Annotated in this window: 15 protein-coding genes; 13 read left to right on the top strand and 2 right to left on the bottom strand. The window is 74.6% G+C overall.

What is annotated here, in order from left to right:
- Positions 1 to 3: 3 nt before the first annotated feature.
- The 9 genes from nadD to ACZ6O2_RS20665 all read left to right on the top strand — a co-directional run bounded on the left by nadD (position 4) and on the right by ACZ6O2_RS20665 (position 8,587).
- Positions 4 to 600 (top strand): nicotinate-nucleotide adenylyltransferase, encoded by a 597-nt coding sequence (gene nadD / locus ACZ6O2_RS20705; RefSeq protein WP_350710840.1) that lies wholly within the window; start codon positions 4 to 6, stop codon positions 598 to 600.
- Positions 601 to 710: 110 nt separating this feature from the next.
- On the top strand, positions 711 to 1,121 hold the full coding sequence (gene rsfS / locus ACZ6O2_RS20700) for a ribosome silencing factor (RefSeq protein WP_350710838.1): 411 nt from the start codon (positions 711 to 713) through the stop codon (positions 1,119 to 1,121).
- A complete protein-coding gene (locus tag ACZ6O2_RS20695; protein ID WP_350710836.1) occupies positions 1,118 to 1,747 on the top strand; it encodes a histidine phosphatase family protein in 630 nt (209 codons plus the stop codon). Before rsfS ends, ACZ6O2_RS20695 begins: the two co-directional genes overlap by 4 nt.
- 39 nt (positions 1,748 to 1,786) lie before the next feature.
- Complete coding sequence (locus ACZ6O2_RS20690; protein WP_466023946.1) at positions 1,787 to 2,647, top strand: DegV family protein; 861 nt, start codon at positions 1,787 to 1,789, stop codon at positions 2,645 to 2,647.
- A 117-nt stretch (positions 2,648 to 2,764) separates the two neighbouring features.
- A complete protein-coding gene (locus tag ACZ6O2_RS20685; RefSeq protein WP_466023945.1) occupies positions 2,765 to 3,532 on the top strand; it encodes an SDR family NAD(P)-dependent oxidoreductase in 768 nt (255 codons plus the stop codon).
- A gap of 125 nt (positions 3,533 to 3,657) precedes the next feature.
- Complete coding sequence (locus ACZ6O2_RS20680; protein WP_466023944.1) at positions 3,658 to 4,599, top strand: ComEA family DNA-binding protein; 942 nt, start codon at positions 3,658 to 3,660, stop codon at positions 4,597 to 4,599.
- Between the two features lie 41 nt (positions 4,600 to 4,640).
- Positions 4,641 to 7,046, top strand: coding sequence for a ComEC/Rec2 family competence protein (locus tag ACZ6O2_RS20675; RefSeq protein WP_466023943.1), 2,406 nt, complete (start codon positions 4,641 to 4,643; stop codon positions 7,044 to 7,046).
- Between the two features lie 123 nt (positions 7,047 to 7,169).
- A complete protein-coding gene (holA, locus tag ACZ6O2_RS20670) occupies positions 7,170 to 8,150 on the top strand; it encodes a DNA polymerase III subunit delta (protein WP_466023969.1) in 981 nt (326 codons plus the stop codon).
- Positions 8,147 to 8,587: a hypothetical protein gene (locus ACZ6O2_RS20665; protein WP_350710828.1), complete on the top strand. Its 441-nt coding sequence runs from the start codon at positions 8,147 to 8,149 to the stop codon at positions 8,585 to 8,587. Before holA ends, ACZ6O2_RS20665 begins: the two co-directional genes overlap by 4 nt.
- A 192-nt stretch (positions 8,588 to 8,779) precedes the next feature.
- On the opposite strand, the gene rpsT is transcribed toward ACZ6O2_RS20665, so the two are convergent.
- Positions 8,780 to 9,046: a 30S ribosomal protein S20 gene (gene rpsT / locus ACZ6O2_RS20660; protein ID WP_091104033.1), complete on the bottom strand. Its 267-nt coding sequence runs from the start codon at positions 9,044 to 9,046 to the stop codon at positions 8,780 to 8,782.
- 367 nt (positions 9,047 to 9,413) lie between these two features.
- Positions 9,414 to 10,625, bottom strand: a complete 1,212-nt coding sequence (locus ACZ6O2_RS20655) for a phosphotransferase family protein (RefSeq protein WP_466023942.1) — start codon at positions 10,623 to 10,625, stop codon at positions 9,414 to 9,416.
- Here ACZ6O2_RS20655 and ACZ6O2_RS20650 point away from each other — a divergent pair.
- The 4 genes from ACZ6O2_RS20650 (at position 10,507) to ACZ6O2_RS20635 (ending at position 14,364) form a co-directional block, all read left to right on the top strand.
- Positions 10,507 to 11,043 (top strand): DUF4240 domain-containing protein, encoded by a 537-nt coding sequence (locus ACZ6O2_RS20650; RefSeq protein WP_357460400.1) that lies wholly within the window; start codon positions 10,507 to 10,509, stop codon positions 11,041 to 11,043. The two genes, ACZ6O2_RS20655 and ACZ6O2_RS20650, sit on opposite strands and share 119 nt — an antisense overlap.
- A gap of 178 nt (positions 11,044 to 11,221) precedes the next feature.
- Positions 11,222 to 13,099, top strand: coding sequence for a translation elongation factor 4 (gene lepA, locus ACZ6O2_RS20645; protein ID WP_350710822.1), 1,878 nt, complete (start codon positions 11,222 to 11,224; stop codon positions 13,097 to 13,099).
- A 330-nt stretch (positions 13,100 to 13,429) separates the two neighbouring features.
- A complete protein-coding gene (locus tag ACZ6O2_RS20640; RefSeq protein ID WP_466023941.1) occupies positions 13,430 to 13,717 on the top strand; it encodes a GlsB/YeaQ/YmgE family stress response membrane protein in 288 nt (95 codons plus the stop codon).
- A gap of 359 nt (positions 13,718 to 14,076) precedes the next feature.
- Positions 14,077 to 14,364, top strand: coding sequence for a GlsB/YeaQ/YmgE family stress response membrane protein (locus ACZ6O2_RS20635; RefSeq protein ID WP_466023940.1), 288 nt, complete (start codon positions 14,077 to 14,079; stop codon positions 14,362 to 14,364).
- Positions 14,365 to 14,502 lie beyond the last annotated feature (138 nt).

The following is a 14,502-nucleotide window of genomic DNA, read 5'->3' as shown; positions in this document are numbered from 1 at the left end:
CGGATGGAGGAGGACATCCGGCGGATCGGCATCATGGGCGGGACCTTCGATCCGATCCACCACGGGCACCTCGTCGCGGCCAGCGAGGTGGCGGACCGGTTCGGCTTGGACGAGGTGGTCTTCGTCCCCACCGGCCAGCCGTGGCAGAAGGAGGACCAGCCGGTCAGCCCGGCCGAGGACCGCTACCTGATGACGGTGATCGCCACCGCCTCCAACCCCCGCTTCCAGGTCAGCCGGGTCGACATCGACCGGGGCGGGCCCACCTACACGGTCGACACGCTGCGTGACCTGCACGCCGAGTACGGCCCGAAGGTGCAGCTCTTCTTCATCACCGGCGCCGACGCGCTGGAGAAGATCCTCTCCTGGAAGGACCTGGACGAGATCTTCGAGCTGGCCCACTTCATCGGGGTGACCCGGCCCGGCTTCGAGCTCACCGACGCGCACCTGCCCGCCGACACGGTGAGCCTGGTGCAGGTCCCGGCGATGGCCATCTCGTCCACGAACTGCCGCGCGCGGGTCGCCCGCGGGGAGCCGGTCTGGTACCTCGTGCCGGACGGTGTGGTGCAGTACATCGCCAAACGGCGCCTCTACCAGCAGTGATCCGACCCGGTATCGGGTGGTTCGGCCGGGTAACGCGTCAGAACTGACGAGTCGGGATTCTGCCGTGTGTGAGAGGCTTGGAGGATCGCACGGTTGATCGAAGGAGAACGGTGACAGTTTCCGAACGCGCTCACGAGTTGGCGATCGCCGCCGCCCAGGCCGCGGCCGACAAGAAGGCGCAGGACATCGTCATCATCGACGTGGGCGACCAGCTCGCCATCACCGACGCGTTCCTGCTCGCCGCCGCCCCGAACGAGCGTCAGGTGCTCGCCATCGTCGACGCCATCGAGGAGCGCCTGCTCCAGCTTCCGGAGAAGGCCAAGCCGGTCCGGCGCGAGGGTGAGCGGGGCGGCCGGTGGGTGCTGCTGGACTACGTCGACATCGTGGTGCACGTCCAGCACACCGAGGAGCGCGAGTTCTACGCCCTCGACCGGCTCTGGAAGGACTGCCCGACGATCCCGTTCGTCGATCGGGACCTGGTCGACGCCGAGTCCGGCACCGGCTCCGCCGCCGCGGAATGACCCGTCTGATCATCTGGCGGCACGGCAACACGGACTGGAACGCCGCCAGCCGGGTCCAGGGACAGACCGACGTGCCGCTGAACGACCTCGGCCGCGAGCAGGCCCGCACCGCCGCGCCCCTGCTCGCCGCGCTGCGGCCGGACGCCATCGTCGCCAGCGACCTGAGCCGCGCGGCGGACACCGCCGCCGCGCTGGCGGCGCTGACCGGGTTGCCGGTGCGCACCGACCCGCGGCTGCGGGAGCGGCACTTCGGGCTCTGGCAGGGGCTCGTGCTCACCGAGGCGGCCGAGCGACACCCCGCCGAGTTCGCCCGCTGGCGGGCCGGTGACCCGGATCCGGGCTCCGGCATCGAGACCCTCGACGATCTCGGCAAGCGGATCGGCGCGGCGTTCCAGGACGCCGCCGACCTGGCCCCCGGTGGCACCGTCGTGGTGACCACCCACGGCGGCGGCGCCCGGCAGGGCGTCGGCCAGCTGCTCGGCTGGGAGCACGCGGTGCTGCGTACCGTGGGGTCGCTGTCCAACTGCCACTGGACGGAGCTGCGGCACGACGACGCCCGGGGCTGGCACCTGCGCGCCCACAATGTCGGCCTGATCACTGTGCCGGCCACCACCGAGGCCGTCTGACCCCGGCGTTCCCCGCCGCGATCGGCTAGCGTGCCGGGCATGCCCGTCGCGGTCGTCACCGACTCCACCGCCTACCTCCCGCCCGAGCTGCTGCACGCCCGCCGGCTGACAGTGGTGCCGTTGACCGTCGTGCTCAACGGCGCGGAAGGGCTGGAGGGGGTGGAGGTCACCCCGGCCGACGCCACCCGGGCGCTCGGCGCTCGACGGGTCTCGGTGAGCACCTCCCGCCCCGCCCCCGAGCAGTTCGCGCGGACGTACCGGGACCTGTTCGACTCCGGTGCCGACGGCATCGTGTCGGTGCACCTGTCGGCCGAGCTCTCCGGCACGGTGGAGGCCGCTCGGCTGGCCGCCGCCGAGTTCGGCGACCGGGTCGCCGTGGTCGACAGCCGCTCGACCGGCATGGGCCTGGGCTTCCCGGCCGTCGCCGCCGCCACGGCGGCCGAGCGGGGCGGGGACCTTCCGGGCGTACGCGACGCGGCGCTGGCGGCGGTCGACCGCACCAGCATCTGGTTCTACGTCGACACGCTGGAGTTCCTGCGCCGGGGCGGCCGGATCGGCGCCGCGGAGGCGCTGCTCGGCACCGCGCTGTCGGTCAAGCCGATCATGCACATGCCGGACGGGGCGATCGTCGTCAGGGACAAGGTGCGCACCGCCAGCCGGGGCGTGGCCCGGCTCGTCGACCTGGCCGTCGAGGCGGCCGGCGACGACGACGTCGACCTGGCCGTGCACCACCTGGCCGCGCCACAGCGGGCCGAGGCGCTGCTGGAGACACTGACCGCCCGGCTGGGCGACCGCCTGCACCACGCGTACGTCTCGGAGGCGGGCGCGGTGGTCGCCGCGCACGCCGGGCCGGGCCTGGCCTGCGTGGTCGTGCACCGCCGGCCGCCCGCCACCGACTAACGTCGATTCCGCGACGGTCGTGCCCCGCCGACGCTGTCGAGCTGCCCCACCGGACGGGGCAGCGGGGGCGGCCGACACGCGGCCGGCGGCGCCGCCGACGGAGTCGGGGAGGATGCGATGTCCTGTGTGGTGACCGGTGGCGGGCGCGGGATCGGCCGGGCCGTCGTGGAGCGGCTCCTCGGCGCGGGGGACGCGGTCGTGGTCGTGGAGCACGATCCCGACGCGGTGGCCTGGCTGACCGCGCACCCGGCCGCCGACCGGCTGGCGGCGGTCGTCGGTGACGCCGGCGATGAGCAGGTCGCCGCCCGGGCCGCCGACCTCGCCGAGGAGACCGGGCCGCTGACCGGCTGGGTAAACAACGCGGCGGTGTTCCGGGACGCCTCGCTGCACGCCGATCCGGTCGGCGAGGTGCTCGACCTGATCGGGCGCAACCTGCGTCCCGCCGTGGTCGGTGCGGCGACGGCGGTGCGCCGTTACCTGGCGGCCGGCACGGGCGGGGCCATCGTGAACGTCTCCTCCCACCAGGCTCGGCGGCCGGTGCCCGGCTGCCTGCCGTACGCGACCGCGAAGGCCGCCGTCGAGGGGCTGACCCGGTCGCTGGCCGTCGAGTACGGCCTACAGGGCATTCGGACCAACACCGTGGCGTTGGGCTCGATCGCCACCGAACGGCACGCCGCCTTCCTGGCCGGGCAGGAGCCGGCCGCGGCGGAGTGGATCGACGCCGAGCTGACCCGGCTGCACCCGGTCGGCCGGATCGGCCGGCCGGAGGAGGTGGCGGAGGCCGTCGCGTACCTGCTGTCGCCGGTGGCGGGCTTCGTCAACGGGGTGACCCTGCCGGTCGACGGGGGACGGTCGGTCTTCGGTCCGGATCCGGAGGCGCGCTGACCTGCGGCTTGCCGGGGCCTAGCACAGCTTGGGCATGATCAGGCGGTTGTCCACAGGGGGCTGCGCCGTCCACAGCCGGCCTCGCGGCCCCCTCCGGACGGCCACCGCGGTCCTAGCCTCGCGTCGTGTCAGACGACGAGGAGACGGTGGTCCGGGAACGGCTGCGCCGGCTGGTGACGGGCCCGCCCTCGGCCGGTACGCCGGCGCGCGAGGCCCGGTTCGCCGAGCACACCGGATGGTCTCCGTCGGCACCGGCCGGGACCGACCCGGAGTCGTGGCCGGGGCCCGGTCCCGGCACCGCTCCGGCGTTCCGGTCGGCGCCGGCCCTCGCCCCGGTCCCGGCCGGGCGGACGGCGCCGCCGGAACCCGATCCGCCGCCTGGGACCACGGCGGCCACGGCCGAGGCGGCGACGTCCTCCCGGTTGCCGGGGCCGGGCGCGTTCGACCCCGGGCGGCGGGGTGTGCGGGCGCTGGCCGTCGTCGCCGTGCTGGTGGTGCTCGGGGCCGGCTTCTGGGCCTGGCGGTCCCGACCGCAGGCCGAGCCGGTCCGGCCGGTGGCCACCGCCGAGCCGCCCGTGGTGTCGGCGACCGGGCCGGTGGAGCCGGGGGCGTCCCCCGCCGGCGAGCTGGTGGTCGCGGTCGCCGGCAAGGTACGCCGTCCCGGGCTGGTCCGGGTGCCGGCCGGCGCCCGGGTCGCCGACGTGGTCGAGGCGGCCGGCGGGGCGCTGCCCGGAGTGGACGTGGCCCTGCTCAACCCGGCCCGGAAGGTCACCGACGGGGAGCTGATCCTGGTCGGCGTCGCCGCCGCGCCGGGCGCGACACCACCGCCCGGCGCGGCGCCCGGCGGGGCTCCGGGAGCGGCACCCGGCGCGGGCGGCCGGCTCAACCTGAACACCGCGACGCTCGCGCAGCTCGACGCCCTGCCCGGAGTGGGTCCGGTGCTCGCCCAGCGCATCCTCGACCACCGCGACCAGCAGGGCGGCTTCCGCTCGGTCGGCGACCTGCGCCAGGTCGACGGCATCGGCGACGCCCGGTACGAGCAGCTCAAGGACCTGGTGACGGTGTGACCGCGGGCGGAACGCCGGCGCGGGCCGAGGGACCGTCGCCGGTGACGGCTGCCGTCGGCGGCACGCCGGGCGCCGTGGGGCGCCGGCCGGCGGAGGAGCCGGACCTGCGGCTGGCCGGCCTGGCCGTGGCGGCCTGGCTCGCCGCGCTGGCCGGGCTGCACCTGACCGCCGGCGTGACGCTGTTGCTGGCGGCGGTGGCCGCCGGGGTGGCGGGCCTGGCCGGGCTCCACCTCGTCGGCGCCCTCGGCCGGCCGTCCGCCCCCGTCCGGCGGTACGGCTGGATCGCCGTCGCGGTGCTGATCGGCGTGGTCTGCGGCGCGACGGCGACCGCCGCCCGGGTGTCCCTCCGCGACGCCGGGCCGGTACGCGCACTGGTGGAGGAGCGTGCCGTCGTCACCGCCGAACTGGTCGTCCGCGACGATCCCCGCCCCGTACGCGGTGTCGCCGGGCGGCCGGCCACCCTGCTCGTGCCGAGCGAGCTGACCGGGGTCACCGGCCCGGACGGGCGGCGGGTCGTCGCGCCGGTCCGCGTGCTGGTCCTCGCCGCCGACCCGGGCTGGAAGGGGTTGCTGCCCGGGCAGCGGCTGACCGCCGAGGGGAGGCTGGCCGTCCCGCGCGGCGGGGACCTGACGGGCGCCGTGCTGAGCGCCGCCGGCCCGCCGGAGCGGCACGGTGCCGCGCCGACGTCGCAGCGGGCGGCCGGGGCGCTCCGCGCCGGCCTGCAACGCGCCTGCGCGCCGCTCCCCGACGAGCAGGGCGGCCTGCTGCCCGGCCTGGTCGTGGGCGACACGAGCCGGTTGCCGCCCACGGTGGAGGAGGACTTCCTCGCCACCGGCATGACCCACCTGAACGCCGTCTCCGGCTCCAACGTGGCCATCGTCGTCGGCGCCGTGCTGCTGCTGGCCCGTTGGGCGAGGGCCGGCCCCTGGCTGGCCGCCGGGCTCTGCGGGCTGGCCCTGGTGGGGTTCGTCGTCCTGGTCCGCCCCTCGCCGAGCGTGGTGCGGGCCGCCACGATGGGCGCGATCGGGCTGGCCGCGCTGGCGGCCGGGCGTCCCCGGGCGGCCCTGCCCGCGCTGTCCGCCGGCGTGGCCGTGCTGTTGCTGTTCGACCCGGAACTGGCCGGTGACGCCGGCTTCGCGCTCTCCGTCCTGGCCACCGGCGGCCTGCTGCTGCTCGCCCCGAGGTGGCGCGACGGGCTGCGCCGCCGCGGCGTGCCGGCCGGGTTCGCCGAGGCACTGGCGGTGCCGGCCGCCGCGCAGCTCGCCTGCGCCCCGGTGGTGGCCGGGATCTCGGGCACGGTGAGCCTGGTCGCCGTGCCGGCGAACCTGCTCGCGGTGCCGGCGATCGCGCCCGCCACGGTGCTCGGCGTGCTGGCGGCGGCGGTGTCGCCCGTCTGGCCCGCCGGGGCCGAGTTCCTCGCCTGGCTGGCCAGTTGGCCGGCCTGGTGGCTGGTCACGGTGGCGCGGCACGGGGCGCGGCTGCCGGCCGGGACGCTGCCGTGGCCGGGCGGCGTTCCCGGGGCCCTCCTGCTGGCCGGGCTGACCGTCGCGCTGCTGGTGGCCGCCCGACGCCCGGTGGTCCGCCGGCTGGTGGCGGTGGTCGTCGTCGCGGTGGTGGCCGGCGCGCTGCCGGTGCGGCTGGCGGCCCCCGGCTGGCCCCCGGCGAACTGGGTGGTCGCCGCCTGCGCGGTCGGCCAGGGAGACACCGTCGTGCTGCCGGTCGCCCCGGGCCGGGCGGTGGTGGTCGACGCCGGGCCGGATCCGGCGGCGGCGGACGGCTGTCTGCGCCGGCTCGGCGTACGCGAGGTCGCGCTGCTGGTGTTCAGCCACTTCCACGTCGACCACGCGGGCGGTGTGGCGGGCGTGTTCCGGGGACGGCCGGTGGACGCCGTGCTCGCTCCGCAGTGGGCGGAGCCGGCGGCCGGGCGGGATCTCGTCCGCGCCGAGGCGGCGGCGCACTCGACCGAGGTGGTCGCCGGCCGGGCCGGTTGGCGGTACCGGGAGGGCGTGCTCGATCTGGTCGTCGTCGGTCCGCCCCACCCGCTTCGGGGCACCCGGTCGGACCCGAACAACAACTCGCTGGTGCTGCTCGCCACGGTCGCCGGGGTGCGGGTCCTGCTCGCCGGCGACGCCGAGACCGAGGAGCAGCGGGCGCTGCTCGACAGCGCCGTGCCGGGCGGGTTGCGGGCCGACGTGCTGAAGGTGGCCCACCACGGCTCCGCCTACCAGGATCCGGCCTTCCTGGACGCGGTCCGCCCGGCGGTCGCCCTGGTGCCGGTCGGGGCCGGCAACACGTACGGGCATCCGCACCCGGCGGTGCTGGGGCGGCTGGCCCGGGGCGGGGCGCGGGTGCTGCGTACGGACACCGACGGGGACGTGGCGGCGGTGCTCGGCCGGTCGGGCCTCGCGGTCGTGACGCGCGGCACCCCGCCAGGCCGACAGCCGTAGGAGTCGATGCCAATTCTCGGCTTTGGCGGCGTACTGAGATAAATGTCTGGATTTGCACTGAGTGCGGGCTCTGCCGTCACAGTGCGGATGAGCAGGCTGGATCGGGCCGCCGGCCGTGCGAATATGGGCGGCGTGACCGCCGCCAGCCTCGCTCCCATTCTGCTCGTCCTCGGCGACGAGGAGCTGCTCGCCACGCGCGCGGTCACCGAAGCCGTCGCCCGGGCCCGCAGTGTCGACCCCGACGTGGACGTCCGCGAGTACCAGGCCGGCGCCCTGACTGTCGGCGAGATCGCCGAGATGCTCAGTCCTTCCCTCTTCGGCGGGCGGCGGGTGCTGGTGCTCCGCGCCGGCCAGGACGCCCGTAAGGACCTGGTGGCGGCCCTGCTGGCGTACGCGAAGAATCCCGACCCCGAGGTGCAGCTCGTCGTGCTGCACCTCGGCGGGGCCAAGGGCAAGGCGTTCGCCGACGGGCTGAAGGCGGCCGGCGCGACGGTCGTGCCGGCGGCCAAGCTCAAGGGACACCGCGACCGGGTGGCGTTCGTCCGCGACGAGATCCGCCGCGCCGGCGGGAAGTGCACCGACGACGCCGCCGAGGCGCTCATCGCGGCGGTCGGCAACGACCTGCGTGAGCTGGCCGCCGCCTGTTCCCAGCTGATGGCCGACACCGACGGCCGGATCGGCGCCGACACGGTCGCCCGCTACTACCGGGGCCGGGTCGAGGTGAGCGGCTTCACGGTCGCCGACGCCACCATGGTCGGCGACGTGCCGGCCGCCCTGGAGGCGCTGCGCTGGGCGCTGCACGTCGGGGTCGACCCGGTGCCGATCGCCGACGCGATCGCCGACGGCGTACGCACCGTGGCCCGGGTGGCGTCCGCCGGTCGGGGCAGCCCCTACCAGTTGGCGAGCAGCCTGGGCATGCCGGCGTGGAAGATCGAGCGGGCGCAGCGCCAGGGGCGCGGATGGACGCCCGAGGGCCTGGTCGAGGCGATGCGGGCCGCCGCCGAGTGCAACGCGGCCGTCAAGGGCGGGGCGGACGACCGGGCGTACGCGCTGGAGCGGGCCGTCTTCTCGGTCGCGGCCGCCCGGCAGGGTGGCGCCCGGTGAGCGGAGCCCTCCGCGGCTCGTGGGCCACGATCCCCGCCGACGAGGAGCGCTACCGGCCGCTCTACGCCCGGGTCCTCGGGCTGCGCGTCGTCAACCCGGGCGGGGTGCTCTGCTTTCTCTTCTTCGAGGGCGCCGTCGCGCTCGCCGCGCTGCTCGCCCTCGCCGAGCTGGTCACCTGGTGGGCGGTGCTGATCCTGCCCGCGACGGTGGCGGTGATGGTGAAGCTCAACGACATGGTGGCCGCCATGGTGGTCCGGTCCGCGGCCCTCGTGCCGGAACAGGAGCGGGACCGCTTCCGCCAGCAGATGCAGCCCGTGGTCGGGCGGGCCAGGGTCGACTGGATCACGCACAGCGTGCCCGGCGTGGTCGTCACGGCCGAGCCGGTGGCGCGGGCGGCCGGTGACGGGACGGAGACCCGCCGGCCCGTCCAGCCGTGACCGTCCGCCTGTTTCGGCCGTGATCCGCAGCCCGCTCAGCCGTGATCATCGGCATGCTCAGCCGTGATCCTCGGCACGCCGGAAGCCCGGCCGGTTTCTCCCGGCCGGGTGGCGGTGCGGAACGCAGAAGGGCAGACAGCCGGAAGCCCCGGGGAGTGCCCGGGGCTTCCGGTCAGGTCTGAGGTCGCCGCGTCAGGCGGAGAGCGACACCACGCGCTTGGCGATCGCGGACTTGCGGTTCGCGGCCTGGTTCGAGTGGATCACGCCCTTGCTGACCGCCTTGTCCAGCTTGCGCGAGGCGTCGCGCATGAGGATGGTGGCCTTCTCGACGTCACCAGCCTCCGCGGCCTCGTGGAACTTCCGGACGGCGGTCTTCAGCGACGACTTGACCGACTTGTTACGCAGCCGGCGCTTCTCGTTCTGCCGGTTGCGCTTGATCTGGGACTTGATGTTCGCCACGCGACAGCCTCGTCTTGATAGCTCGGGTTGGTCTGCTTTTGCGCGCGACGAGCAGGCGTCATCGCTGCGCGAAAAGCCAGGTTACCAGGTCGCCCGGGACGAGCCAAAACGGCTCCGCCCAGGCCCTGGTGGGGCGGCTCCGCTCGGGCACGGGCTCGGGCACGGGCCGCTCGGGCACGGGCTCGGGCACGGGCCGCTCGGGCACGGGCTCGGGCACGGGCCGCTCGGGCACGGGCCGGACAGGCCGCTCGGGCACAGGCCGACAGGCCGGTCGGGAGCCGGACACCGGCCGGGCACGGGCAGCCGGGGCGGGGAGTCCGGCCGGCGTGTGCGGAGAGGCCCGGGTGCCGGCCGAGGGCACCGGGGGTCAGGCCCAGCCCTGCCGGCGGGCGAGCCAGGCGAGTGACTGCTCGCCGCTCCACCGCTGGTGCGCCGGCAGGTGCGGCGACGCCGTCGCGGGCGCCGAGGCGGCCGTGGTGAGGAAGTAGCCGGACAGGGCGGCCAGCGTGACGTCCAGTGCGTCCGGGGGCGCGCCCGCCGCCGCCGGATGCCGGGCGAAGAGCGCGTCGGCGTCCAGGCCGTCGGCGTACGCGGTGAGGAGCAGGCTGGCCAGGTCGAACCAGGCGGGACCGTGGCAGAGCCAGGTCCAGTCGCAGAGCCAGGCCCGGCCGGTCCCGTCGATCAGCACGTTGTCCAGCCGGAGGTCGCCGTGGATCAGGCCGCTCGCCCCGGCGGCGTACCCGGGGAGGCGGGACTCCAGCGCGACCAGGTCGGGCAGGCGGTCGCGCACCTGCTCGGGCAGCGGTGGCGACGGCTCCCGGCCGGCGGCCACCTCGTCCCACCAGAGGATGTCCTCGCGGGCCAGGTCGGCGAGGTGGGGCAGCCCGAGCGCGGCCAGCGGGGCCGGGGGCGCGGCCAGCGCGGCGGCGACCTCGGCGTACCCGGCGAGGGTGGCGGTCAGCTCGGCCGGGTCCCAGGGCAGCCGGGGCGTGTGGCCGTCGACGGCGTCCAGGCAGAGCGCGAACCAGCCGGCCTCGTACAGCGTCCAGCGGGGGCGGGGAGCCGGCAGGCCGTCCGGCAGCCGGTCGAGGATCGCGGCCTCCCGGGCGTACCAGTCGACCAGGCGCGGTTGCTCGGCGGCGGACGCGGCCTTGACGAAGGCCCGGTCCCCGGCGGCGGTGGTGAGGACGGCGGCGAAGCCCCGGGTGAAGCCGGCGCCGGCCACGCGGGCGGCGACCACCGGGGCGCCGATCCGGGCGGCGATCGCGGTGCGCAGGGCCGCGGGCAGCGTCTCCCACGCCGGCCGGCGGGCGGTGGCGTGGTACGGCACCGGGGGCGGGAACGTCGGGGTCACGTCACCATGCTGCACGAGGCGCGGGGCACCGTGACCCGGGCCGCGACTCGTCGGGGTGTTCCCGCTGCGGCGGGACGGGCGGCGCGGTCTGCCAGACTGCCAGGCCATGAGGACCGACGACTTCTGGCAGTTGATCGACCGGGCCCGGGCGGGCGGCGGGGGAGAGCCGCACGCGGTCGCCGCGCGGGCCGTCGCCCTGCTCGCCGAGCGCGACCCGGACGACATCGTCGGGTACGCCCGCCACCAGGCCCGGGTGCTGTCGGCCTCGCACAAGGCCGACCTCTGGGGTGCGGCCTACCTGATCAACGGAGGGGTGTCCGACGAGGGCTTCCACCACTTCCGGGGCTGGCTGATGGCCCAGGGCCGCGAGGTCTTCGCCCGCGCCGTCGGCGACCCGGACTCGCTGGCCGGGCTGCCGCAGGTGCGGGCGGCGTCGCTCAGCGGCGAGGAGTTCTCGGCCGAGGAGATGCTGGCGGTGCCGTGGGACGCCTACCGCAGGGCCACCGCCACCGAACTGCCGGCGGACCGGGAGCCGGCGCCGGTGCCGGACCTCAACGACCTCTGGGACTTCGACGACGAGGAGGAGGCCAGGCGGCGGTTGCCCCGGCTCGCCGCCCTCTTCGTCGAGCCGCCCGCCGAGTGACGTCGGCCGGGGCGTCGGCGCAGTGACGCCGTGCGCCGGCGTGCCCGGCGTGGGGTCCGTAGGTGATCCTCGGCGGCGGGGATCGCCCGCGCAGTGGGCGCGCGGCGGGGACGTGGGAGCATAGAGGGGGCCGGCGTCGTGCCGGCCCGCTCACGTCAGCCGACCAGAACGGACCGCTGTGCCACCGACGCTCGATTCCGGCGCGAACGCTCCTGGTGCCACCGACCCGGCGCGCATCAGGAACTTCTGCATCATCGCCCACATCGACCACGGGAAGTCGACCCTGGCCGACCGGATGTTGCAGCTCACCGGCGTGGTCGACCCCCGGCAGATGCGTGCGCAGTACCTCGACCGGATGGACATCGAGCGCGAGCGCGGCATCACGATCAAGAGCCAGGCCGTCCGGATGCCCTGGACCGTCCGGGAGGGTGACCGGGCCGGCGAGACCGCCGTGCTCAACATGATCGACACTCCGGGCCACGTCGACTTCACCTACGAGGTGTCCCGGTCGCTGGCCGCCTGCGAGGGCGCGATCCTGCTGGTCGACGCCGCGCAGGGCATCGAGGCGCAGACCCTGGCGAACCTCTACCTGGCGCTCGAGAACGACCTGCACATCATCCCGGTGCTCAACAAGATCGACCTGCCGGCCGCCCAGCCGGAGAAGTACGCCGAGGAGCTGGCGCGCCTCATCGGCGGCGACCCGGCGGACTGCATCAGGGTCTCCGGCAAGACCGGCGAGGGCGTGCCGTACCTGCTCGACGAGATCGTCCGGCAGTTCAAGCCCCCGGTCGGCGACGCAGAGGCGCCCGCCCGCGCGATGATCTTCGACTCGGTCTACGACGTCTACCGGGGCGTGGTCACCTACGTCCGGGTCATCGACGGGCGGATCAGCGCGCGTGACCGGATCAAGATGATGTCCACCGCCGCCGTGCACGAGCTGCTGGAGATCGGCGTCATCTCGCCGGAGATGGTGAAGGCCGACGCGCTCGGCGTCGGCGAGGTGGGTTACCTGATCACCGGCGTGAAGGACGTCCGCCAGTCCCGGGTGGGTGACACGGTCACCATCAACTCCCGGCCGGCCGCCGAGGCCCTGGGCGGCTACAAGGACCCGAAGCCGATGGTCTACTCGGGCCTCTACCCGATCGACGGCTCCGACTACCCCAACCTGCGCGAGGCGCTCGACAAGCTCAAGCTCAACGACGCCGCGCTCGACTACGAGCCGGAGACGTCGGGTGCGCTCGGCTTCGGCTTCCGCTGCGGCTTCCTCGGCCTGCTGCACCTGGAGATCATCCGGGAGCGGCTGGAGCGCGAGTACAACCTCGACCTGATCTCGACCGCGCCGAACGTGGTCTACCGGGCCATCACGGAGGACGGCCAGGAGATCGTCGTGACGAACCCGAGCGAGTACCCCACGGGCAAGATCGCCGAGGTGTACGAGCCGGTCGTGCGCGCCACCGTGCTGACCCCGAACGACTACGTCGGCGCGGTGATGGAGCTCTGCCAGGGCCGCCGGGGGAGTCTGCTCGGCATGGACTACCTCTCCGCCGACCGGGTGGAGCTGCGCTACACGCTGCCCCTCGCGGAGATCATCTTCGACTTCTTCGACCAGTTGAAGAGCCGCACCAAGGGCTACGCCTCGCTGGACTACGAGCCCTCGGGCGAGCAGTCGTCCGACCTGGTCAAGGTCGACATCCTGCTGCACGGCGAGCCGGTGGACGCGTTCAGCGCGATCGTGCACAAGGACAAGGCGTACAACTACGGGGTCACCATCGCGGCGAAGCTGCGCAACCTGATCCCGCGCCAGCAGTTCGAGGTGCCGATCCAGGCGGCCATCGGCAGCCGCGTGATCGCGCGGGAGACCATCCGCGCGATCCGCAAGGACGTGCTCGCCAAGTGCTACGGCGGTGACATCAGCCGCAAGCGCAAGCTGCTGGAGAAGCAGAAGGAGGGCAAGAAGCGGATGAAGATGGTGGGCCGCGTGGAGGTCCCCCAGGAGGCCTTCATCGCCGCGCTCTCGTCCGACTCCGGGGACGGCAAGGCCCCCGGCAAGAAGTGACGCGCCGCCGGTCCGCCGGCGGATGACGACGTACGACGGCCGGCGCCCCGGCCGGGCAGCGGACCTCGGTGGTCCCGCCCGGGCCGGGGCGCCGGCCGTTCGCGTCCGAAGAGTTTCGCGGTCCGCCCCGAGGGCGGTCCGGCCCGCGACGGGACGGGCCGCCACCTGCGCGGACGGTTCCGCGGCGGTATTCACCGCGGCGCGCCATTGACGGCCGACGCCGCCTGTCCGGGTACGAGCCGGTTTGGCTTTTCGACGCTTCGGGCACATTGCGGTCACGACAGGAACACCACAGACCGTGGAATTGATTATCCGCAGAAGGAGGGCGACGTGGAGCTCACCGTTTGGGGCATCATCATTGCGCTCATCGTTGGTCTGATCGTCGGCGCTCTGGGTCGCCTGATCGTGCCGGGCCGCCAGAACATGCCGATGTGGCTGCACATGCTGATCGGTGTCGGCGCCGCGCTGCTGGGCACCGTCCTGGCTCGGGCGATGGGCATCGCCACCGAGACCGCCGGCATCGACTGGGGGGAGTTGCTGGTCCAGGTCGTGCTGGCCGCCATCGCCGTGGCGCTGGTCGCGGGTGTGGGTCGTCGCCGCAGCGTCACCCACCGGTAACCCCCGCACCGCGTTCGACGGGCGTCCGACCACCGGGTCGGGCGCCCGTTTCGCGTCCGCCGACGGTCCGGTCGGCCTCCCGTACGCCTGGGGTGGGGGCCGACCGGCGGGGGCGCGGGCCGCGTGAGCAGGTGTCCGGACTCCGCATTCCGGGGCGTACACGATGCCCTGGTTGAGCACCGACGGTTCGTTGACGTCGCCCGCCCGGCCTTTTTCCGCGTCGGCGTCCCGTCTGGGCGGGCGGGCCATCCGGTGTCCCGGAAAGCCGGTTTGGGGCTGTGGCGGGCAGGGAACCTATCGGTCACGACAGGAACACCACAGATCGTGGAACTCATTTCTTTCATCCGAAGGAGGGCGACGTGGAGCTCACCGTTTGGGGCATCATCACTGCGCTCATCGTTGGTCTGATCGTCGGCGCTCTGGGTCGCCTGATCGTGCCGGGCCGCCAGAACATGCCGATGTGGCTGCACATGCTGATCGGTGTCGGCGCCGCGCTGCTGGGCACCGTCCTGGCTCGGGCGGTGGGCATCGCCACCGAGACCGCCGGTATCGACTGGGGGGAGTTGCTGGTCCAGGTCGTGCTGGCCGCCATCGCCGTGGCGCTGGTCGCGGGTGTGGGTCGTCGCCGCAGCGTCACCCACCGGTAACAATCACAGCCTGAACTCGACGGGCGTCCGACCGACAGGTCGGGCGCCCGTTCGCGTGGGTACGACCGGATTCGCCCCGGTGCCAACCCCCGCAGGTTCCTCCCCTGCGGTACCGTCGCCTCTCTTCCGCCGAACCGC

It is taken from the genome of Micromonospora sp. NPDC048040 (assembly GCF_055587185.1).
This window is presented reverse-complemented; position numbering and strand designations above follow the sequence as displayed.